The 20104-nt window shown below is 64.5% G+C and carries 19 protein-coding genes and 1 tRNA gene; 16 read left to right on the plus strand and 4 right to left on the minus strand.

Annotated features, from left to right (window positions below; translation table 11 throughout):
• The first annotated feature begins 1 nt into the window (after position 1).
• Together L0B83_RS06040 and L0B83_RS06045 are read left to right on the plus strand one after the other, a co-directional pair.
• Entirely contained in the window at positions 2 to 1354 is a 1353-nt protein-coding gene (locus L0B83_RS06040) for a 3-oxoacyl-ACP reductase (protein WP_234757504.1), read from the plus strand.
• The gene (locus L0B83_RS06045; RefSeq protein WP_234757505.1) at positions 1351 to 2265 is read left to right on the plus strand and encodes a MaoC family dehydratase; all 915 of its coding nucleotides are present in this window, start codon (positions 1351 to 1353) and stop codon (positions 2263 to 2265) included. Before L0B83_RS06040 ends, L0B83_RS06045 begins: the two co-directional genes overlap by 4 nt.
• 231 nt (positions 2266 to 2496) lie before the next feature.
• On the opposite strand, the gene L0B83_RS06050 is transcribed toward L0B83_RS06045, so the two are convergent.
• A tRNA-Leu gene (locus L0B83_RS06050) sits at positions 2497 to 2579 on the minus strand.
• Positions 2580 to 2862: 283 nt separating this feature from the next.
• On the opposite strand from L0B83_RS06050, the gene L0B83_RS06055 reads away from it, so the two are divergent.
• The gene (locus L0B83_RS06055) at positions 2863 to 4167 is read left to right on the plus strand and encodes a M20/M25/M40 family metallo-hydrolase (RefSeq protein ID WP_234757506.1); all 1305 of its coding nucleotides are present in this window, start codon (positions 2863 to 2865) and stop codon (positions 4165 to 4167) included.
• An 11-nt stretch (positions 4168 to 4178) separates the two neighbouring features.
• Positions 4179 to 5339 carry an acyl-CoA dehydrogenase family protein gene (locus tag L0B83_RS06060; protein WP_234757507.1) on the plus strand — a complete coding sequence of 387 codons (1161 nt, stop codon included), beginning with the start codon at positions 4179 to 4181 and terminating at the stop codon, positions 5337 to 5339.
• A 33-nt stretch (positions 5340 to 5372) separates the two neighbouring features.
• On the opposite strand, the gene L0B83_RS06065 is transcribed toward L0B83_RS06060, so the two are convergent.
• The gene (locus L0B83_RS06065) at positions 5373 to 5606 is read right to left on the minus strand and encodes a DUF5703 family protein (protein ID WP_234757508.1); all 234 of its coding nucleotides are present in this window, start codon (positions 5604 to 5606) and stop codon (positions 5373 to 5375) included.
• A 39-nt stretch (positions 5607 to 5645) separates the two neighbouring features.
• On the opposite strand from L0B83_RS06065, the gene L0B83_RS06070 reads away from it, so the two are divergent.
• Complete coding sequence (locus L0B83_RS06070; protein WP_234757509.1) at positions 5646 to 5918, plus strand: hypothetical protein; 273 nt, start codon at positions 5646 to 5648, stop codon at positions 5916 to 5918.
• Positions 5919 to 5976: 58 nt separating this feature from the next.
• On the opposite strand, the gene L0B83_RS06075 is transcribed toward L0B83_RS06070, so the two are convergent.
• Positions 5977 to 6909 (minus strand): aldo/keto reductase, encoded by a 933-nt coding sequence (locus L0B83_RS06075; RefSeq protein WP_234757510.1) that lies wholly within the window; start codon positions 6907 to 6909, stop codon positions 5977 to 5979.
• Positions 6910 to 6961: 52 nt separating this feature from the next.
• Here L0B83_RS06075 and L0B83_RS06080 point away from each other — a divergent pair, with 52 nt between their 5' ends.
• Both L0B83_RS06080 and mshC read left to right on the plus strand, forming a co-directional pair.
• Complete coding sequence (locus L0B83_RS06080) at positions 6962 to 7795, plus strand: undecaprenyl-diphosphate phosphatase (RefSeq protein WP_234757511.1); 834 nt, start codon at positions 6962 to 6964, stop codon at positions 7793 to 7795.
• A gap of 16 nt (positions 7796 to 7811) precedes the next feature.
• Positions 7812 to 9095, plus strand: coding sequence for a cysteine--1-D-myo-inosityl 2-amino-2-deoxy-alpha-D-glucopyranoside ligase (gene mshC / locus L0B83_RS06085; protein ID WP_234757512.1), 1284 nt, complete (start codon positions 7812 to 7814; stop codon positions 9093 to 9095).
• Positions 9096 to 9098: 3 nt separating this feature from the next.
• Here the strand turns inward: mshC and L0B83_RS06090 are convergent, their stop codons facing one another.
• Positions 9099 to 10004 (minus strand): PAC2 family protein, encoded by a 906-nt coding sequence (locus tag L0B83_RS06090; RefSeq protein WP_234757513.1) that lies wholly within the window; start codon positions 10002 to 10004, stop codon positions 9099 to 9101.
• A 119-nt stretch (positions 10005 to 10123) separates the two neighbouring features.
• On the opposite strand from L0B83_RS06090, the gene L0B83_RS06095 reads away from it, so the two are divergent.
• The 9 genes from L0B83_RS06095 (at position 10124) to pafA (ending at position 20085) form a co-directional block, all read left to right on the plus strand.
• A complete protein-coding gene (locus L0B83_RS06095) occupies positions 10124 to 10870 on the plus strand; it encodes an HAD family hydrolase (protein WP_234757514.1) in 747 nt (248 codons plus the stop codon).
• Positions 10871 to 12043 (plus strand): site-2 protease family protein, encoded by a 1173-nt coding sequence (locus L0B83_RS06100; RefSeq protein WP_234757515.1) that lies wholly within the window; start codon positions 10871 to 10873, stop codon positions 12041 to 12043.
• A 119-nt stretch (positions 12044 to 12162) separates the two neighbouring features.
• Positions 12163 to 13215, plus strand: coding sequence for a tRNA (adenine-N1)-methyltransferase (locus L0B83_RS06105; RefSeq protein ID WP_234757516.1), 1053 nt, complete (start codon positions 12163 to 12165; stop codon positions 13213 to 13215).
• A 101-nt stretch (positions 13216 to 13316) separates the two neighbouring features.
• Positions 13317 to 15131: a proteasome ATPase gene (gene arc, locus L0B83_RS06110; RefSeq protein WP_234757517.1), complete on the plus strand. Its 1815-nt coding sequence runs from the start codon at positions 13317 to 13319 to the stop codon at positions 15129 to 15131.
• Between the two features lie 50 nt (positions 15132 to 15181).
• Positions 15182 to 16813: a depupylase/deamidase Dop gene (dop, locus tag L0B83_RS06115; protein WP_234757551.1), complete on the plus strand. Its 1632-nt coding sequence runs from the start codon at positions 15182 to 15184 to the stop codon at positions 16811 to 16813.
• Positions 16814 to 16919: 106 nt separating this feature from the next.
• Positions 16920 to 17123, plus strand: a complete 204-nt coding sequence (locus tag L0B83_RS06120) for a ubiquitin-like protein Pup (RefSeq protein WP_234757518.1) — start codon at positions 16920 to 16922, stop codon at positions 17121 to 17123.
• A 77-nt stretch (positions 17124 to 17200) separates the two neighbouring features.
• Positions 17201 to 18010, plus strand: coding sequence for a proteasome subunit beta (prcB, locus tag L0B83_RS06125; protein WP_234757519.1), 810 nt, complete (start codon positions 17201 to 17203; stop codon positions 18008 to 18010).
• A gap of 1 nt (position 18011) precedes the next feature.
• Positions 18012 to 18719 carry a proteasome subunit alpha gene (gene prcA / locus L0B83_RS06130; RefSeq protein WP_234757520.1) on the plus strand — a complete coding sequence of 236 codons (708 nt, stop codon included), beginning with the start codon at positions 18012 to 18014 and terminating at the stop codon, positions 18717 to 18719.
• Position 18720: 1 nt separating this feature from the next.
• On the plus strand, positions 18721 to 20085 hold the full coding sequence (gene pafA, locus L0B83_RS06135; protein ID WP_234757521.1) for a Pup--protein ligase: 1365 nt from the start codon (positions 18721 to 18723) through the stop codon (positions 20083 to 20085).
• Positions 20086 to 20104 lie beyond the last annotated feature (19 nt).

Consider the following 20104-nt stretch of genomic DNA (forward strand, 5'->3'; position numbering starts at 1 on the left):
CATGACGGACAAATACACGCAGTTCGTCAGCCACGGATTTGGAAAGGATCTGGCCAAGAAGCTCGGCCTGCCCCAACCTGCCGTGCTCCGGAGATACAAAGCGGGCGAGCCGCTGGTTCCGGGCCCGGTCCTGGTCATCGGGAGCGGCAATGGCAAAACCGCCGGCTCCGACGACTTGGCTGCCGCCCTTGCGGGCTGGGGCCTCGACGTCCGGCGTTCAGCATTGCCCAAGGAAAAGCTGGGTGCGATCGTCGTGGTGCTTGACGCCGTCGAGCACCCGGATGAGTTGGCCGGCCCAGTCCTCACCGCGGCTCCATCGCTCCGGGACTTGGCCGCCGGGGGACGGGTGGTCACGGTCTCCCGCACCTCGGCGTCTGCCGCGAATCCGGCTGTTGCCGCCGGTCGCCAAGGAGTGGACGGGCTGCTGCGTTCGCTCGCCAAGGAGCTCCGCGCGGGTGCCACGGCCAACGGCATTCTCCTCGGGGACGGTGCCGGCACGACGAGCCCGAGCACGCTGGGCGCACTGCGCTTCTTCCTGTCCGGCCGGTCTGCGTTCGTGGATGGCCAGTTCCTGACTGTCGGCTCAGGCGCAGGGCAACTTTCCGCCGACGCCGACAAGCCGCTCGCAGGGAAAGTCGCCGTGGTGACGGGAGCCGCGCGCGGAATCGGCGCGGCAATCGCGCGGACCCTGCACAGGGACGGCGCCGGGCTCGTGGTGGTGGATATTCCCGCTGCGGGGGACCACCTCGCCGACGTCGCCAACGAGGTCCACGGCACTGCCCTGCAATTGGACATCACAGCCGAGGATGCCGGTAACCGGATCATCGACCACGCTGTGGAACGCCATGGCGGGCTGGATATCCTCATCCACAACGCCGGGATCACGAGGGACAAGCTCCTGGCCAACATGGATGAAGGCCGTTGGAATTCCGTCATTGGCGTCAACATCGCCTCGCAGTTGCGGATCAACGAGGCGCTCCTCGGCGCGGAACAGCTCCGGAACACCCCGCGGATCGTGTCCGTGGCCTCGACGAGCGGCATTGCAGGCAACCGCGGACAGACCAACTACGCGGCTTCGAAGGGGGGAGTGATCGGCATGGTCAGGGCCACGGCGCCCTTGCTGGCTGAACGCGGCAGCTCCATCAACGCCGTGGCGCCCGGCTTCATCGAGACCGACATGACCGCACGGATCCCCTTCGCCACCAGGGAAGTGGCCCGCCGGCTGAATTCGCTGCAGCAAGGAGGCCTGCCCGGGGACGTGGCAGAGGCTATCGCGTTCCTGGCATCGGACGCGGCCGGTGGAATCACGGGAGAAGTGCTCAGGGTCTGCGGACAGAACCTGGTGGGTGCATGACTACGGAACAACAACCGCTCATCCTGGGGGAGTTGCCGTCCCTCTCGAAGCTGTACATGAATGCGGCGGCCACCGCGGCCCGGCGGAGGCTGATGGGGTTCCAGGCGGCCAGCGCCCTGCCCCACGGAAGCCATGAGGTCCGCGGCGTGCGGGCCGACGTCGCGAACCTCACCGCCTACCAGCACCTGATCGGCGAAACGGCAAGTGATGTGCTGCCGGCGGGCTTCATCCATGCCCTCGCGTTCCCGGTTGCCATGAGCGTGCTGAACCGGGACGACTTCCCGCTTCCCTTGCTGGGGATGATCCATTTGAAGAACCGCGTGGAGCAATTGCGCGCAGTCCAGTTCAGCGAGCCGCTCGACGTCCGGTCCTGGGCCGAGGACATGCGCGGCCACAGGGCGGGCACCCAGCTGGACGTTATCGCCGAAGTCCGGTCAAGCAAGGACGGGGCGTTGCTCTGGCGCGGCGTTTCGACGTATTTGGCCAAGGGGGTCTTCCTCCCGGGAATCGATAAGGCCTCCACGGCCGCTGCTCCGACCGCGTTCACCCCACCGGCACCAACGGCCGTCTGGCAGCTCGGCGTGGATACAGGCCGCCTCTACGCTGCCGTATCCGGAGACTTCAATCCGATCCACTTGAGCATGCTCTCGGCCAAGGCGCTTGGCCTGCCCCGGTCGATCGCCCACGGGATGTACCTGGCATCCCGGGCTTTGGCGGACGTGGGCTCGGTGAAGTCGGAAGCGTTCCGGTGGGACGTTGCTTTCGAGGCGCCCGTGTACCTCCCGGCGCGGGTGGCGCTTGAAATCGGCACCGTTCACTCCGCCTCAGGCTCGTGGGAGCGTTCGGACTACGTCGCCTGGCATCCGCGAAGCGGCAGGAAGCACTTCAGCGGATCCGTGGCGGCGCTGTAGAGAGCCGGCCTGGGGTTTCAACACAGCTGCGAACGACGACGGCGGCCACCCACCCGGGGGCCGCCGTCGCCGTGCTCGCGGGGCCCTCTTGGAGGGCAGGCCGACCGCCTCTGGGAATTGGCGGTAATGCAATTTAATAAGTGTGATGAACGCCTCATTGGCGCTTGAAAAGGGAAATTGGAATTAAACAAACAAGGCCTGGAATTGTTCTAATTCCAGGCCTTGCATTTGTGCGCGGAGGGGGACTTGAACCCCCACCCCCTTTCGAGGACTAGCACCTCAAGCTAGCGCGTCTGCCATTCCGCCACCCGCGCAGGTGGTGTCCGGAGTGTCCGTTCTGCGCCTCTCGGCGCTTCTCTTTCCTCCGAAGCAGCGAGAAAAACTCTAACACGGTTTCCGGGAAATAAAAAAACGGGAGCCGGGGGCAGTGCCGGCAATCGTAATTGGGCCCCGGCAATCCGCGCCAAAGCCCGGGAAAGCACGCGGCCAAACGGGCTTGGGTGGGTAGGCTGGTGGAAGTGCAGGAGTGTCCGAACTATGTGCCTCCCCGCCGGAGTACGCCATCCCAGCCAAGTCCCAGCCAGCAAGGAGAGTTCAGTGACTGATATCCGACCCGAGGACGAAGTAGTCAGGATCTGCCAGGAACTCATCCGCATAGACACCTCGAACTACGGCGACGATTCCGGTCCCGGGGAACGTGCCGCGGCGGAATACACCGCGGCACTGATCAGCGAAGTGGGCTTGGACGCGGAAATCTTCGAGTCGGCGCCGGGCCGGGCCAATGTGGTCGCGCGGATGGCGGGGGAGGACCCCTCAGCCGATGCCCTCGTGGTGCACGGCCACCTCGACGTCGTTCCGGCGCTTAAGGACCAATGGTCGGTGGATCCCTTCAGCGGCGAACTCAAGGACGGGCTCATCTGGGGACGAGGCGCCGTGGACATGAAGGACATGGACGCCATGATTCTCTCGGTCCTGCGTGACTTCGCCCGCACAGGACGCAAGCCCAAGCGCGACATCATCTTTGCCTTCTTCGCCGACGAGGAAGCCGGCGGCAACTACGGCGCCCGCTACGCCGTCGAGCACCGCAGGGAGCTCTTCGACGGCGCAACGGAAGCGATCTCCGAAGTCGGTGGATTCTCGGCCACCATCGGAGGTCAGCGCACCTATCTCCTCCAGACCGCGGAGAAGGGCCTGTCCTGGCTGCGGCTCGTAGCCCACGGGCGGGCCGGGCATGGCTCGCAAATCAACACCGACAACGCGATCACGCGCCTGGCCGGTGCAGTCACCAGGATCGGCGAATACCCCTGGCCGGTCGAGCTGACGCCCACCACCCGCCAGTTCCTTGACGGCGTGACGGAACTGACCGGCGTCGAGTTCGATCCGGACAATCCCGAGGTGCTGCTGAAGGAGCTCGGGACCGTTGCCCGCTTCGTCGGAGCCACCCTGCAAAACACCTCCAACCCCACGTTGCTCAGGTCCGGGTACAAGCACAACGTCATCCCTGAATCGGCGGAAGCGCTGGTGGATTGCCGTACTCTGCCCGGCCAGCAGGAGCTTGTGTTCGAAACCATCAAGAAGCTTGCGGGGGACGGCGTCGAGGTCAGCTACGTCAACCAGGACGTCTCGCTCGAAGTGCCGTTTGCCGGCAACCTGGTTGACGCCATGATCGATGCCTTGCACTCGGAAGACCCGGGCGCCAAGGTGTTGCCCTACACCTTGTCCGGCGGTACGGACAACAAGTCGCTCAGCAAGATCGGCATCACTGGCTACGGATTCGCCCCGCTGATGCTTCCGGAGGAGCTCGACTTCACGGGCATGTTCCACGGGGTGGACGAACGCGTTCCGGCCGAGTCACTCAAGTTCGGATCCAGGGTACTCAGCACCCTGCTCAGCAACTACTAGGGAGGACGGCCTTGACCCCCGAAGAGATCCTGCCTGACGAGCTGCTCGAGCGCATCCGGGGCCGCGCCGCGGGGTACGACCAGAACAACTCGTTCTTCCACGAGGATCTGGAGGAGCTCGCCTCAGCGGGCTGCCTGAAGATTTTCGTTCCGGAGGCCGACGGCGGCCTCGGGCTTGGTCTCGAAGCCGCGGCGGCGCTACAGCGCCGGCTTGCCACCGCTGCCCCGGCCACGGCGTTAGCCGTCAACATGCACCTTGTCTGGACCGGCGTCGCGCAGGTCCTGGCTGCCCGCGGCGACAACAGCCTCGGCTTTGTCCTCAAGGAGTCCGGGCAGGGCGAAGTCTTCGCCTTCGGGATTTCCGAGCCGGGCAACGACTCCATGCTCTTTGATTCAGGCACGACGGCGGAACAGCAGCCGGACGGCGGGTACAGCTTCACCGGGCGCAAGATCTTCACGAGCCTGTCGCCTGCATGGACCCGCCTCGGTATCTTCGGCAAGGACACCGGCGCGCGGGAAGGCAGCGGTGAGCTGGTCTTCGGGTTCATCCAACGCGACGCTGCCGGCCACGAGACATTGAATGACTGGGACACCCTGGGAATGCGGGCCAGCCAGTCGAACACCACGCTCCTCCACGGCGCTACGGTGCCACCCGAGCGAGTCTTCCGGAAACTGCCGGTAGGACCCAATCAGGATCCGTTGATTTTCGCGATCTTCGCGTGCTTTGAAACACTCCTCGCCGCGGTCTACACGGGCATCGCCGAGCGGGCATTCGCGCTGGCGGTCGAGGCGGCGAAGCGCCGCACCTCGGCCAAGTACGGCGGCCGGAGTCTCGCCCAGGACCCGGACATCCGCTGGAAGATCGCCGACGCCGCCATGGCAATGGATTCCATCCAGCCGCAACTGGCGTCCGTGGCCCGCGACGTGGATGCCCAGGCCGATCACGGGGCGCAGTGGTTTCCCAAGTTCGTGGGGCTCAAAGTGCGTGCCACGGAGAACGCGCGGACCATGGTGGACGTGGCGGTCCGGGTCTCTGGCGGCGCCAGCTACTTCCGCGGCTTGGAGCTGGAGAGACTGTACCGCGATGTCCTGGCCGGGATCTTCCATCCCTCCAACGATGAATCAGCGCACACCACGGTGGCCAATGCATGGCTTGGGCCGCTCGAAAGCTGAGAGGCCCGGACCACCGAAAACCAAGCCCCGCGGCTAAACGGTGCGCTGTACGTTGAGTACTCTTCGGCGCAACCAGAACCGGCGGCCGCCGCCGGTGTAGAGGATGCTCCGCTCCAGTTCCCACTTGCCGTATTCGGAGTGCTCCACGAGCCGGCGTCGTGCTTCGGGCAAGGAATCGTCAGGGCTGACAGTCAGCACGAGATACTCGTACTGCCTCGCGTAGTCCCGCTGACGCTCCACTGAACTGCTCAGAAATTGTTCTCTCATCCCTCTCCATTTTCGTCTTTTTCGGGCTAACGTGAAGTCATGAGCATCGATCCGCGTGTCGCGCTTCAGTCATTGACAGCCGCCTTGGAAGAGCACCTGATTGCCGCTTCAGCCCGCCGGGGCGAAGGAGATCCCGCCGTGGAGGCAGCGTTTTTTGCCGTCGCAGATGCCTTCGAGGTTTATGAGGACTCACTCTACGAGGCTTACTCGGAAGTCACACCCCTCCAGGTGTTCGACGACGATGAAGAAGATGACGACGAGGACAGCAACGAGCTCCTCGACGAGGACGAACTCGAGATCCTGGATCAGTAAAGCCAGCTCAATAAAGCCAGCTCAGCAAAGCCAAGTCAGTAGCGCGGTTTCGGCCGAATCAGATTGTCGAAACGTCTTCGAGCGCGCGCGAAATTTCGGTGGGAAGCGGCGAAAGCTGCGCATCGAGCAGTTCCTTGAGCTGGACCGCATTGCGTGCACCCACGATGGCCGTGGATACCCCCGGGCGGGAGAGCAGCCAGCTGAGGGCAACGTCCACCGCGGACCGTCCCAAGCCGCGTGCGGCCATGGCTGCAGCTTCGACGATCCGTGCGCCCCGCGCGTCGAGGTACTTTTCGACGTAGCCGCTGAGCCGGCTCTCGGCCGCACGCGATTCGGCGGGGATCTGTCCACGGTATTTTCCGCTCAGCACTCCGCGGCCAAGGGGTCCCCACGCCATGAGGCCGAGGCCGGCGTCTTCGATGGCGGGCACCAGTTCGTCTTCTGGCCTCCTGTGCAGGAGCGAGTATTCGGACTGGTTCGCAACTATGGTGAATCCCGCGATTGCCGCTGCCTTGGCGGTCTGCCAGCCGTTGTAGTTGGAGATCCCGACGTATCGTGCGCGTCCGGAGCGCAACGCAAGGTCCATTGCGGACAGGGTTTCATCCAGCGGAACGTTGCCGTCCCAGGCGTGTGCGAACCAGATGTCGACGTAGTCGGTTCCCAGGCGGGCGAGGCTGGCGTCGAGTGCGGACAGCATGGAACCCCGGGAGGCATCGACGCTGCGCCGGCCGTCCGACGTCGAGACGCCCGCTTTCGTGGAGAGGACGACTTCCGACCGCGCCACGACGTCCCCGAGCATGGAACCCAGGAGGGCTTCGGCCCGTCCCTCCGCGTAGGAGGCCGCTGTGTCGATCATGGTGCCGCCGGCTGCGATGAACGTGTGGAGCAGTTCCCGTGCATCCTGCTCGTCCGTTTCTTCCGCCCAGGACATAGTGCCCAGGGAAAGGGTGGACACCCTGAACCCGCTGTTGCCGACGTAACGCTGCTGCATAGCAGATAGCTTACGGGGAGATCGGAAAGATCATGACGTAGGGTCTATTGACGTGAACTGGATAGAAGCAGCCTTCCTTGGCCTGGTGCAGGGCCTGACAGAATTCCTTCCGATTTCTTCAAGCGCGCACCTGCGGATTGTCGGCTCGTTCCTGCCCAACGCGGCGGATCCCGGCGCTGCTTTCACCGCCATCACCCAGTTGGGCACGGAGACCGCCGTCATCGTCTTCTTCTGGCGCGACATCGTCAGGATTGTGCGCGCCTGGTTCGGATCGTTGCGCGGCAAGGTCTCCAGGGACGATCCCGACGCGCGGATGGGCTGGTTGGTCATCCTCGGCAGCGTGCCGATCGTGGTGCTCGGCCTGCTCTTCCAGGACCAGATCGAATCCGTTCTGCGCAGCCTGTGGATCGTCGCCACGACGCTCATCGTCTTCGGCATGGTCCTCGCGGTGGCCGACGCCGTGGGCAAGCAGGAACGCGAGCTGGACCAATTGACCTTCAAGCACGGCATCCTTTACGGGCTGGCGCAGGCCATGGCGCTCATCCCCGGCGTCTCCCGCTCCGGCGGCACCATCACCGCCGGGCTCTTGATGGGATACACCCGTGAAGCCGCCGCACGGTATTCGTTCCTTCTCGCCATTCCCGCCGTCTTCGGCAGCGGCCTGTACCAGCTGTACAAGGTGGTCTCGAAGGAAGGTATCACCGGACCCTTCGGCCTTCCGGAAACAGCCTTGGCCACGGTGATCGCCTTCGTTGTGGGCTTAATCATCATTGGCTGGTTCCTCAAGTTCATTTCCACCCACAGCTACCGTGCATTCGTGTGGTACCGGATTCTCCTTGGACTGGCCCTCTACGTCTTGCTCGGTTTCAATGTCATCAGCGCCTAGCACTATGGTTGAGGCTGTGAAATCGTGGATCTCCCGCCCTGTGCCTGAACTACCCGGCAGCATGCCTCCGTTGCGGCTGTTCGATACCTCCCGCGGGGCCCTCGTGGAGGTCGAACCACTAGCGGAGCAATCCATGTATGTCTGCGGCATCACGCCCTACGACGCCACCCACATGGGCCATGCAGCCAGCTACGTCGCCTTCGACCTGCTCAACCGGGCATGGCGGGACAGCGGCCAGCGGGTTGCGTACGTCCAGAACGTCACCGACGTCGACGACCCCCTCTTGGAGCGCGCCACGGCCACCGGCGTTGACTGGCGGGAATTGGCCGCGAGCCAGATTGAGCTTTTCCACACCGACATGGACGCCCTCAACGTGCTGGCCCCAAGTCACTACATCGGAGCGGTCGAGGCGATCCCGATGATTGTCCCGGCCATCGAGAAACTGATCGCGGACAAGCTCGCCTACCGCGTGCCCGGCACCGGCGGGGAACCCGACGGGGACGTCTATTACGACGTCGAGGCAGCCGGCAAGGCTTCGGACAGCCCGGACGCGTGGACGCTCGGTGACATTTCGGGGCTCGGCGAGGTGGAAATGCTGGAGCTCTTCGCTGAACGCGGTGGAGATCCCGGCCGGTCCGGCAAGCGGAATCCCCTTGACCCTTTGCTGTGGCGCGTCGCCCGCGACGGTGAGCCGAGCTGGCCCGGCGCGAGCCTCGGTGACGGGCGCCCCGGCTGGCATATTGAATGTACGGTCATCGCCCAGAAGTACCTGCCGGCTCCCTTCACCGTGCAGGGCGGCGGATCGGACCTTGTTTTCCCGCACCACGAAATGGGCGCCGGGCACGCGTATTCGCTCAGTGGCGTTCCCTTGGCGCGCCACTACGCCCATGCGGGAATGGTGGGCCTGGACGGTGAAAAGATGAGCAAGTCCAAGGGCAACCTGGTGCTGGTGTCCAAGCTGCGTGCAGCCGGCGAAGAGCCTGCCGCGATCCGCCTCGCGATCCTGGCCAACCACTACCGCTCGGATTGGTCCTGGACGGATGAAGGTTTCGCCCAGGCCAAGGAACGCCTCAAGACGTGGCGGGACGCTCGGGACATCGCTCCCGAAGGAACAGCGGCCGAGTTGCTGACGCGGATGCGTTCCGAGCTTTCCAACGACCTCAACGCTCCCGGTGCCGTCGCCGCCGTCGACGCCTGGGCCATTGCGGCGCTCAGCAGCCCGGGTGTCGCCCAGCCGTGCCCGTTGGACGGCGCGCTGGTGAGCGACGCGATCAACGCCCTGCTCGGGGTTGAGCTGTAGCCGTCAGGGCTTGTCCTTGCCCCTGCGTTTGAGATAGCGCTCGAACTCGCGGGCTATGGATTCGCCGCTAGCCTCCGGCAGGTCGGCCGTGTCCTTGGCCTCTTCGAGCTGCCGGACGTAAGCGGCGATCTCCGGGTCTTCAGTGGCCAATTCGTCCACGCCGCGTTCCCAGGCCTCGGATTCCTCGTTGAGGGCGTGTGTGTCCAGCGGCACCTGGAGGAGGTCCTCGATCCTGTTCAAGATAGCCAGCTGTGCCTTGGGGGAGGGAGGCTGGGCGACGTAGTGCGGCACAGCCGCCCAGAGCGACACCGTGGGCAAGCCCGCAAGCATCGCGAATTCCCCGAGCACGCCAACGATGCCTACCGGCCCCTCGTATTGCGAAGCCTCAAGGTTCAAGCGCTGCCGCAGTCCGCTGTCGTCCGAGGTGGTGCTCACGGGGATCGGGCGGCTGTGCGGGACATCGGCCAGCAGGGCGCCGATCAGCACGACGTAGTCGACGCTGAGGGTTTCGGCATGGACCAGAAGCTCGGCCGTATAGGCGCGCCAGCGGTAGGAAGGTTCGGTCCCCAGCACGAACACCACGTCGACATTGCTGTCCGGGACGCTGGCCTTGTACAGGCGGGTCGAGGGCCATTTCACCTTGCGGGTTCCCGCTGCCGTCCGGCGCACAGTCGGCCTTGTGAACTGGAAGTCGTAATAGTCGTCGGCATCAACTGATGCCACTTTCTTTCCTTGCCACAACTTGTTCAAGTAGTGCAGGGAATCGCTGGCCGCCTCGCCGGCGTCGTTCCAGCCTTCGAAAGCCGCGAGCATCACGGTGATGCGCTGGCCTTCGGCTACAGGCTGGAGAAGGCGCTCAGGCTCGGGTGTCGTGGCCTGTCCGTCAGGGGCTCCGTCCAAACTGTTCATTCACTCACCCTACGTCCAACACCGCACCCATGCATGGCCCCGCGGGTACGGCGTAGCCACACTTCGCCCCGGGCGTACAACGGTAATTTCCCTCCCTCGTTCCCCCGTAGACTTTAGGCATGCTTGCTTCAGCCACCCAGCCCTCTGTCAAAGCCGAGCTCAAAGCCGCGCTGTGGGACATGGATGGCACCCTGGTGGACACGGAACCATATTGGATTGCCGCGGAGCGCGCCCTCGTGGAGTCCTACGGCGGCGCCTGGAGCCATGAACAAGCCATGCAGCTCGTGGGGCAGTCGTTGATGCACTCGGCCGGCATCCTCCAGAAGGCCGGAGTGGGCCTGGGAAAACGCGAGATCATTGACACCTTGAGCGCCAAGGTCATCGACCGCCTCCGCGTCGAGGTTCCGTGGCGGCCCGGTGCCAAGGAATTGCTTGACGAACTCCATCAATCGGGCGTCCGGTGCGCGCTCGTGACGATGTCCGAAGGTCCGATGGCCCGGGAAGTGGTCGCCAGCCTCCCCAAGCCCTACTTCGAGTTCCTCATTACCGGAGACACCGTCAGCCAAGGCAAGCCCCACCCCGAGGCCTACCTTGCCGCCGTCGAGCGGCTCCAAGGCGCGGATCCCGGACTGACCGCCGATCACTGCGTCGCCCTCGAGGATTCCGTCCCGGGCGTTACGTCCGCGATTGCCTCCGGTGTGGTCACGGTGGGAATCCCGCACCAGATGCCGCTGCCGGAGGACCCCCGCCGGGCAACCTGGGACACCTTGCAGGGACGGACGGTCGCCGACCTTGAAGCACTCGTCGCGGCCCGGGCCCTCGCGAATGGGCCGGCCCAGGCCGCCCTCCTTGGACAGGCCAACTAAATGAGCACGTCCCGGCATGGCGGCCATAGCACCCGTAGCGGCGGCAGGAAGGACGGGATTCCGCTCGGCCGCATCGCGGGCATCCCCGTGTATCTTGCCTACTCCTGGTTCATCATCGCCGCGTTCACGGTGATCGCGGTCGGCCCAGTCGTATTCGCGCAGCACCCCTCGTTGGGAAGCGGTGCGTACTTCGTTGCCTTTGGCTATGCAGTGCTCCTGGCCCTTTCCGTGCTCGTCCATGAGCTCGCCCATGCCTTGAGCGCCAAGGCCTTCAAATGGCCCACACAGAAGATCGTGTTGAACCTCTGGGGCGGGCACACACAATTCGAGAGCTTCATCGCGTCCCCGGGCCGCTCGGTGATCGTCGCCATGGCAGGACCAGCCGCCAACTTTGCACTCGCGGTGGCTGCCTGGCCGCTCGTGGTGACGCATGTCTTCAGCGGCGTGGCGGAGGCATTGACCAACAGCTTCATGTGGGCCAATTTCCTCATCGGGATCTTCAATGTGCTCCCCGGCCTGCCTCTTGACGGGGGGCGCCTGGTGGAATCCGCGGTGTGGAAGGTCACCGGAAGCCAGGAGAAGGGCACAGTGGCGGCCGGCTGGGCCGGAAGGATCGTCGCAATTGCTTTGGCTATTGGGTACTTCGCCTCGTCGTTTATGAGCGGGAACGAGCCTAACCCCAGCCACATACTCATCACCCTCCTCGTCTGCAGCTTCCTCTGGATGGGTGCCTCCGGCGCCATCCAGCAGGCTACGCTCCGCGGACGCCTCCCGTCGGTGAGCGCCGCCGCGTTGGCCGAACCCGCCGTCGGGATTCCGAACTCGGCCACCGTCGCCGACGTGTTGCGGGTCGCCCCCTACGGAACTCCCGCGGTGGTGATCTGCGCACCGGACGGCCGGCCCCAAGGCGTTGTGGATCCGGGAGCTGCCGCAGCCGTCCCCGCCTCCCAGGTATCCACGACCCTCGTGACAGCGGTTTCCACTCCGCTTGCCGACGGGGCCTACGTGCCCTGGACGTCCAGCGGCCAGGAGCTGATCCAATATTTGGCGCAGCTCAGCGGCGCTGAATACGCGGTGGTGGACGAAGCAGGTACGGTCACGGGCCTGCTGCGCCAGCAGGCGGTAGTGACAGCCATTACAGGTAAAGTAGCCCGGCGGAGCGGACGCCCATAGGACCTTCCCGGTAGAGTTACCTGCCGGCTGTGTAAAAAAACCGGCCGGCAGTGCGCATCACCGAGCAGTAACTGCGGCAACAAATGACGGCCCAGCCGTACAGGAGCGAGGAAACACCCATGAGCAGCGAAACCGCCGCCAACGACACGGCCACCGGCGCCCCCAACACCGCCACCCAGCCGACTGGTGCGGCCCGGCGTCGAGGACCGTTCCGTGTGGGCGAGCGGGTTCAACTCACGGATGAGCGCGGCCGGATGAACACCATCACCTTGGAAGAAGGCGGCGCCTTCCACACGCACCGCGGCTTCCTGAACCACGACGAAATCATCGGCCAGGTTGACGGTTCCGTTGTGGCCAACAACATTGGCCAGCAGTACCAGACGCTCCGTCCCTTGCTCTCGGACTTCGTCTTGTCCATGCCCCGCGGTGCCGCGGTGGTCTACCCCAAGGACGCCGGGCAGATCGTCACCATGGCCGATATCTTCCCCGGCGCCCGGGTGGTTGAAGCGGGCGTCGGCTCCGGCGCGCTTTCGATCTCCCTGCTTCGGGCAGTGGGAGACAACGGCTACCTGCACTCTTTCGAGCGCCGGGAAGAATTCGCCGACATTGCCCGCGGCAACGTGGAAACCATTTTCGGCGGTCCGCACCCTGCCTGGAAGATTTCGCTCGGTGACTTCCAGGAGGAAGTGGTCCGCTCCGAAGAACCGGGATCGGTGGACCGTGTGGTGCTGGACATGCTCGCTCCGTGGGAATGCCTCGACGCCGTCGCGACTGTCCTGGCACCCGGCGGAGTGTGGATCAACTACGTGGCCACCGTCACCCAGCTTTCCCGTACTGCCGAAGCGATCCGCGCCGACGGCCGCTTCACCGAGCCGGACGCCTGGGAGTCGATGGTCCGCGGTTGGCACCTCGAGGGCCTGGCCGTCCGCCCCGACCACCGCATGGTGGCCCACACCGGATTCCTCCTTGTCACCCGTCGCCTCGCTGACGGTGTCACCGGTATCTCGGTCAAGCGCCGGCCGTCCAAGACGGAGTTCAGCGAGGAGGACCTGAACGCCTGGACGCCCGGAGCGGTGGGGGAGCGGTCCGTTTCGGACAAGAAACTGCGCCGCGCGGCACGTGACGCGATTGCCGGCACCAACGTCAAGGACGGCCCCTCGCCCGCTCAGTAGGCAAAGATCACAAACTGGTCCGCATTCCGGATGTCACAGGTTTCCCGACGCTTTTGAGGGCTATGGTCTATTTATAGAAAGCGGGAAGGAGCTGATGCTTCGTGGATACGTCGAACAATGACTTCGGGCGGACAATGCCCGAGGAGCCATCGAACAAGGCGGTGGCCGGGGGAAGCGCGGGACACGGTGGTGGTGCAATCCCACCGGTGGACGACTCCGCGGAACTTACCGTCGCGGAACGCCAGATAAACATCCTTCGAGACAAACTGCGCCACATCGACCGTCAGCTTGCCGCCGCCACCCAGAACAACACCAAGCTCGTGACCATGCTGGAGACGGCGAAGGCCGAAATCCTGCGGCTCAAGGGGGCCCTCGAGCAGGACGGCCAACCGCCGTACAGCTTCGGGACCATCCTGCAGATCAATCCGAGGCGCCAGCCGACGGCGGGCAGCACCGGCCAGGCGGCCACCGAGGAATCGGTGGACATTTTCAATGCCGGCCGCAAGATGCGGGTGGGCGTCAGTCCGCTCGTGAACATCAACCAATTGGCCGTTGGCCAGGAAGTCCTCCTCAACGAGGCCCTCCTCGTGGTAAGCGGCCTCGGCTATGAACGGGCAGGCGAACTCGTCACGCTCAAGGAGATGCTTGGCGCAGACCGTGCCCTGGTAGTGGGCAGGGCCGATGAAGAACGCGTCGTCAGGCTTTCGGGCGCCCTGCAAAAAGTGCACTTGCGCGTCGGTGATGCCTTGTCCCTGGATTCCCGCACGGGCTATGCCTTGGAGAAGGTGCCCCGGGCAGAGGTGGAAAACCTTGTCCTCGAGGAAGTCCCGGATATTACCTACGAAGACATCGGCGGCTTGGGCCCGCAAATCGAACAGATCCGCGACGCGGTCGAACTCCCGTTCCTGCACCCGGACCTGTACCGCGAGCACGGGCTCAAAGCGCCCAAGGGGATTCTGCTGTACGGCCCTCCGGGTTGCGGCAAGACGCTGATCGCCAAGGCGGTTGCCAACTCCCTCGCGGCCCGGGCCTCCGAGCGGGCGGGCAATCTGGACCTGAAGAGCTATTTCCTGAACATCAAGGGGCCGGAACTCCTTGACAAGTACGTCGGCGAAACCGAGCGGCACATCCGCCTCATTTTTGCCCGCGCCCGGGAGAAGGCCTCCGACGGCAGCCCTGTAGTGGTGTTCTTCGACGAGATGGACTCACTGTTCCGCACCCGCGGCACCGGCGTGTCTTCCGACGTCGAAACAACCATCGTCCCGCAGCTCCTCAGCGAGATCGACGGCGTCGAACGGCTGGACAACGTCATCGTGATCGGCGCCTCGAACCGTGAGGACATGATCGATCCGGCTATCCTCCGTCCCGGCCGGCTGGATGTGAAGGTCAAGATCCAGCGTCCGGACGCCGAAGCGGCCGCGGACATTTTCGCCAAATACATCACCACCGACCTACCGTTCCACGCGACGGACCTGGCCGAGCATGGCGGAGACGTCCAAGCGACCGTGGACGCCATTATCCAGCGCACCGTTGAAGCGATGTATTCGACGGAGAAGTCCAACGAGTACCTCGAAGTCACCTACGCGAACGGCGATACCGAGATGCTCTATTTCAAGGACTTCAACTCGGGTGCAGTCGTCCAGAACGTTGTGGACCGGGCCAAGAAGTACGCCATCAAGGACCTCCTGCTGACCCAGCAGAAAGGCCTGCGGATCGACCACTTCCTGCGGGCCGTCGTCGACGAGTTCCGCGAACACGAGGACATGCCCAACACCACCAACCCGGATGACTGGGCACGCATCTCAGGCAAGAAGGGCGAACGCATCACCTACATCCGCACCATCGTCCAGGGCAAGGCCGGCCAGGAGCCCGGGAAGTCGATCGAAACGACTCCCAACACCGGCCAGTACCTGTGACGGCCCGGCCGGAAGGCCTGCCTTCGGACAAGCTTCCCGTGGGCGGGGCCATGCGGGTCATGGGTTCGGAAACTGAATACGGTATCCACGCGCCCTCCGCGCCGGGGGCGAACGCCACGATGATGTCCGCACGGATCATCCAGGCCTACGCCAACCTCACGCGGCAGCGGGCGGCCGGGGGCGCCGAGACCCGTTGGGACTACACGGACGAAGAGCCCCTGCACGATGCGCGCGGTTGGACGGTTGAGCGCAGTGCGGCCGACCCGAGCCAGCTGACCGACAGGCCTCCCGTGCTCGACGCCGAGGCCGTCGCCTTGGCGTACGGGCGGCAGGAGCTGGAAGCCGACGGGAGCGACGAATCAGGATCGCTGCTGATGAACATGGTCCTCGGCAACGGCGCCCGCCTGTACGTCGACCATGCCCATCCGGAATATTCGAGTCCTGAGGTGACGAATCCGCGCGACATCGTCGCGTGGGACGCGGCCGGCGACCTCGTCGCTTTGGCGACGGTGCGGAAGGTGGCCGCCGATCCGGAGCTGCCGTCGATCAACCTGTACAAGAACAACACCGACAACAAATCGGTGTCGTACGGTTCCCACGAGAACTACCTCATGCCGCGCTCGGTGCCTTTCGGGGACATCGTCCGTGGGCTGACGCCGTTCTTCGTCACCCGCCAGATCATTTGCGGTGCCGGGCGCCTCGGCATCGGCCAGGACGGTTCCACGCCCGGATTCCAGATCAGCCAGCGTGCGGATTTCTTCGAAGCCGAGGTGGGGTTGGAAACCACCATCAGGCGTCCGATCATCAATACCCGCGATGAACCGCACGCCACCGCGGACAAATACCGGCGCCTCCATGTGATCATCGGCGACGCCAACCTGAGCCAAGTGTCGAACTACTTGAAGTTCGGCACCACGGCTTTGGTCCTGAGCCTTATCGAAGCCGGCCAGGCTCCGAAGATCGAAGTACATGAGCCGGTTGCGGGCCTGCAGGCAATCAGCCATGACACCTCCCTGACTGCAACGGTCAGGCTTCTCGATGGACGGCGCGTCACAGCGCTGGATATCCAGTGGATGTACTACGAGGCGGCGGCCAAGCTTGCCCAGGAAACCGGAGTCTCCGACTCCTTCAGTGGAGACGGCCACACCCGGGATGTCCTGGAACGGTGGGAGTCGACCCTGGGGCTCTTGGGGAGCAACCCGGCAGGTGCCGCGGGTTCCGTCGAATGGCTGGCCAAGATGTCGCTGCTTGATGGCTACCGGAACCGTGACGGCGTCGAGTGGAACGACGCACGCCTGGGCCTCGTCGACTTGCAATGGTCGGACGTGAGGCCGGAAAAGGGCCTGTATTACCGGATGCTTTCCCGCGGGCGCATGCAGACGATCGTCGACGATGCCACCATCAGCCGGGCCGTCGCCGAACCGCCGTCGGACACCCGCGCCTATTTCCGCGGGAAGTGTGTTTCCAGCTTCGGCAAGGACGTGGTCGGCGCCAGCTGGGATTCGGTCATTTTCGACGTTCCGGGCATCGGGAAACTGCAGCGTGTGCCCACCCGGGAGCCCCTGCGCGGCACGGAAGCACTCACGGGACAGCTGTTCCGGAAACACGCCACAGCGGGCGCATTCCTTCGTGAATTGCTTGGCCTGGACCCGGCCCCGCCGCCTGGACCGCAAGCCGGCTAAACGCCGTCAAACGGGTCCCCAAAACCGCAGCGTGGCGGCCCGCCCCGTGGCAGTATGGCATTACAGGAAGTCCCCGTTGCCGGGGATGGACAGAATGGAGAAGGAAATGGCAGCTCAGGAGCATCAGCAACCGCAGTCGCGGGACGTCGAGGTAGACACCGACGCCCCCGAGGCACCGCCCGCAGCGCCAGAGGCCCAGGCCTCAGTAGCCACGCAGGGCGTGGACGATCTCCTCGACGAAATCGACGGCGTGCTTGAATCGAACGCCGAAGAGTTCGTCAGGGCATTTGTGCAAAAGGGCGGCCAATAGGCGGCCGCCAGATAAGCCAAGGCCCGGCCGGCGCGAGGCCGCCGGGCATCGGATGTCAGAGTCGAAGGAGCGCAGCAATGCAGGATCCATCAACCGGCCACCTGGCCACCCAAGCAACGTCTTCGTTCATAGAGCATCTGCAACGCTCTCGGCCTGAACTCCTTCCCTTTACTCAAGCGCTGCCCGCGGGTCAGGTTCCCCCGGCGCCCCATGCCACAACAATCGTCGCCCTGAGCTACCCCGGCGGTGTCCTGATGGCGGGGGACCGGCGTGCCACCATGGGCAATGTGATCGCCAGCAGGCACATCGAGAAGGTCTTCCCGGCCGACGAATACTCCGTCATGGGAATTGCAGGCACAGCGGGCCTGGCCGTCGATATCACGCGGTTGTTCCAAGTAGAGCTGGAACACTACGAAAAGATCGAGGGAACGCTCCTGAGCCTTGACGGTAAAGCCAACAGGCTAGGAGCCATGATCCGGGGAAACCTGCCGATGGCCATGCAGGGCCTCGCGGTCATCCCGCTCTTCGCCGGCTTCGACCAGGCAGCCGGCGTGGGACGGCTTTTCTCATACGATGTCACCGGCGGGCGCTACGAGGAATTGGAGCACCATTCGGTCGGCTCCGGTTCGGTCTTCGCGCGTGGCGCCTTGAAAAAGTTGTGGCGCCCGAACCTCACCGAAGACGAGGCGGTCGCGGTCGCGGTGGAAGCCCTCTACGACGCCGCCGACGACGACTCCGCCACGGGCGGTCCGGACCCCGTCCGGCAGCTGTGGCCGGTGGTCTACACCGTCAACCGCGCCGGTGCCCGCAGGGTGTCGGAACGGGAGCTGGCGGCGATCGCGGGGACCATTGTTGAATCGCGCGCGGTTGCCGGACGGGAGGCCTGAGATGACCCAGCAGTTTTATGTCTCGCCCGAACAACTGATGAAGGACCGCGCTGATTTTGCGCGGAAGGGCATCGCCCGCGGCCGTTCCGTCGTCGTGATCAGTTGCGCTGACGGCATCGCGCTGGTTGCTGAAAACCCTTCGCCGTCGCTCCATAAGATCGGTGAGATCTACGACAAAATCGCGTTCGCGGCCGTTGGAAAGTACAACGAGTTTGAAAGCCTTCGGCAAGCCGGCGTCCGCTACGCCGACGTCCGCGGCTACTCATACGACCGCGAGGACGTCACAGCCCGAGGGCTGGCCAGCGTCTACGCGCAGAGCCTGGGTGCCGTGTTCACCGCGGAACAAAAGCCGTTCGAAGTCGAGCTTGCCGTGGCCGAGGTGGGGCACACGCAGGCGGACGACCATCTTTACCGGTTGACTTTCGACGGTTCGATTGCCGACGAGCACGGCTTTGTGGTGATGGGCGGTTTGGCCGAGCAGGTGGCAGAGTCCGTGGCCCGCGAATGGAAAGCCGACCTTGACTTGGCCGGCGCTCTGCGGCTGGCCGTCAAGGCGCTGGCCGCCGACAAAGAAGTGGACGCCTTGCCCGGCAGCGCCGTCGAGGCAGCGGTGCTCGACCGCAGCCCGGAAAGCGGGCGCGGATCCCGGCGGGCTTTCCGGCGGCTCAGGGCAGAAGACATCACGCAGCTGCTGGCAGGGGAGGCCTGAGATGGACAAAAGGATATTCGGGATCGAAACGGAGTTCGGAATCTCGTATTCGAGCCCGGATTCACGGCCATTGGCTCCCGAGGAAGTCGCCAGGTACCTCTTTCGCAAGGTAGTGAGCTGGGGACGTTCCTCCAACGTCTTCCTGACGAACGGCTCGCGCCTGTACTTGGATGTCGGATCGCACCCGGAGTACGCTACGGCGGAATGCGACGATCTCGCGCAGCTGATTGCCCACGACCGGGCCGGGGAACTCATTCTCGACGACCTCGTCGACGAGGCACAGGCGCGGCTCGCGGCGGAGGGATTCAACGGCACCGTCTACCTGTTCAAGAACAACACCGATTCCGCCGGCAATTCCTACGGAAGCCACGAAAACTACCTGATTCCGCGGCGGGGTGAGTTCTCGCGGCTCGCTGAAATCCTCATCCCCTTCCTCGTCACGCGGCAGCTGATTGCTGGTGCGGGCAAGGTCCTGAAGACACCACACGGGGCCACGTTCGCGTTCTCCCAGCGTGCGGACCACATTTGGGAAGGCGTGTCCTCCGCGACCACGAGGTCCCGCCCCATCATCAACACCCGGGATGAGCCACACGCCGACGCCGAGTTCTTCCGCCGCCTGCACGTGATTGTCGGCGATTCCAACATGTCCGAGACCACCGCACTTATGAAGGCGGGAACAGTCGATCTGCTGCTGCGCATGATCGAGGCCGGAGTGATCATGCGTGACATGCGGATGGAGAACCCCATTCGCAGCATCCGCGAAATCTCCCATGATCTCAGCGGCAAGGCCTTGGTACGACTGGCCAACGGGAGGCAACTGACCGCCCTGGACATCCAGCGGGAGTACCTTGCAAAGGTCACCGCTTTTGTGGCCTCGAACGGAGCCCACAATCCGCACGTACCGCTCATCCTGGATCTCTGGGAACGGACGCTGGACGCGATCGAGTCCGGCGACACCAGCGGAATAGACACGGAAGTGGACTGGGCCATCAAGAAAAAGCTGATGGACGGGTACATGCGGCGCCACGGGATCGGCCTCGACTCCCCGCGGATCGCGCAATTGGACCTGACGTATCACGATATCTCGCGCAAGCGCGGGCTCTTCTTCCTCCTCCAGTCCCGCGGCGCGGCCCGGCGCCTCGTGGCCGACACGGACATCAAGGATGCCGTGGATGCGCCGCCGCAGACCACCCGGGCAAAACTCCGCGGCGACTTCGTCCGGCGGGCCCAGGAACTCGGCCGCGACTACACCGTGGATTGGGTCCACCTGAAGTTGAACGACCGGGCCCACCAGACAATCTTGTGCAAGGATCCGTTCCGCAGCGTCGATGAGCGAGTGGATGCCCTCCTGGACTCAATGAGCTGACTCCCAGCTTCACCAGCTA

The sequence above is a fragment of the Arthrobacter alkaliphilus genome (assembly GCF_021483235.1).
Taxonomy (GTDB): domain Bacteria; phylum Actinomycetota; class Actinomycetes; order Actinomycetales; family Micrococcaceae; genus Arthrobacter; species Arthrobacter alkaliphilus.

Bases quoted from the DNA above. Each gene is read 5' to 3' on its own strand.
- L0B83_RS06040 (WP_234757504.1), top strand. From the start codon at position 2: ATGACGGACAAATACACGCAGTTCGTCAGCCACGGATTTGGAAAGGAT.
- L0B83_RS06045 (WP_234757505.1), top strand. From the start codon at position 1,351: ATGACTACGGAACAACAACCGCTCATCCTGGGGGAGTTGCCGTCCCTC.
- L0B83_RS06065 (WP_234757508.1), bottom strand. From the start codon at position 5,606: ATGAGAGAACAATTTCTGAGCAGTTCAGTGGAGCGTCAGCGGGACTAC.
- L0B83_RS06070 (WP_234757509.1), top strand. From the start codon at position 5,646: ATGAGCATCGATCCGCGTGTCGCGCTTCAGTCATTGACAGCCGCCTTG.
- L0B83_RS06075 (WP_234757510.1), bottom strand. From the start codon at position 6,909: ATGCAGCAGCGTTACGTCGGCAACAGCGGGTTCAGGGTGTCCACCCTT.
- L0B83_RS06090 (WP_234757513.1), bottom strand. From the start codon at position 10,004: ATGAACAGTTTGGACGGAGCCCCTGACGGACAGGCCACGACACCCGAG.
- L0B83_RS06095 (WP_234757514.1), top strand. From the start codon at position 10,124: ATGCTTGCTTCAGCCACCCAGCCCTCTGTCAAAGCCGAGCTCAAAGCC.
- L0B83_RS06100 (WP_234757515.1), top strand. From the start codon at position 10,871: ATGAGCACGTCCCGGCATGGCGGCCATAGCACCCGTAGCGGCGGCAGG.
- L0B83_RS06105 (WP_234757516.1), top strand. From the start codon at position 12,163: ATGAGCAGCGAAACCGCCGCCAACGACACGGCCACCGGCGCCCCCAAC.
- dop (WP_234757551.1), top strand. From the start codon at position 15,182: ATGCGGGTCATGGGTTCGGAAACTGAATACGGTATCCACGCGCCCTCC.
- L0B83_RS06120 (WP_234757518.1), top strand. From the start codon at position 16,920: ATGGCAGCTCAGGAGCATCAGCAACCGCAGTCGCGGGACGTCGAGGTA.
- prcB (WP_234757519.1), top strand. From the start codon at position 17,201: ATGCAGGATCCATCAACCGGCCACCTGGCCACCCAAGCAACGTCTTCG.
- prcA (WP_234757520.1), top strand. From the start codon at position 18,012: ATGACCCAGCAGTTTTATGTCTCGCCCGAACAACTGATGAAGGACCGC.
- pafA (WP_234757521.1), top strand. From the start codon at position 18,721: ATGGACAAAAGGATATTCGGGATCGAAACGGAGTTCGGAATCTCGTAT.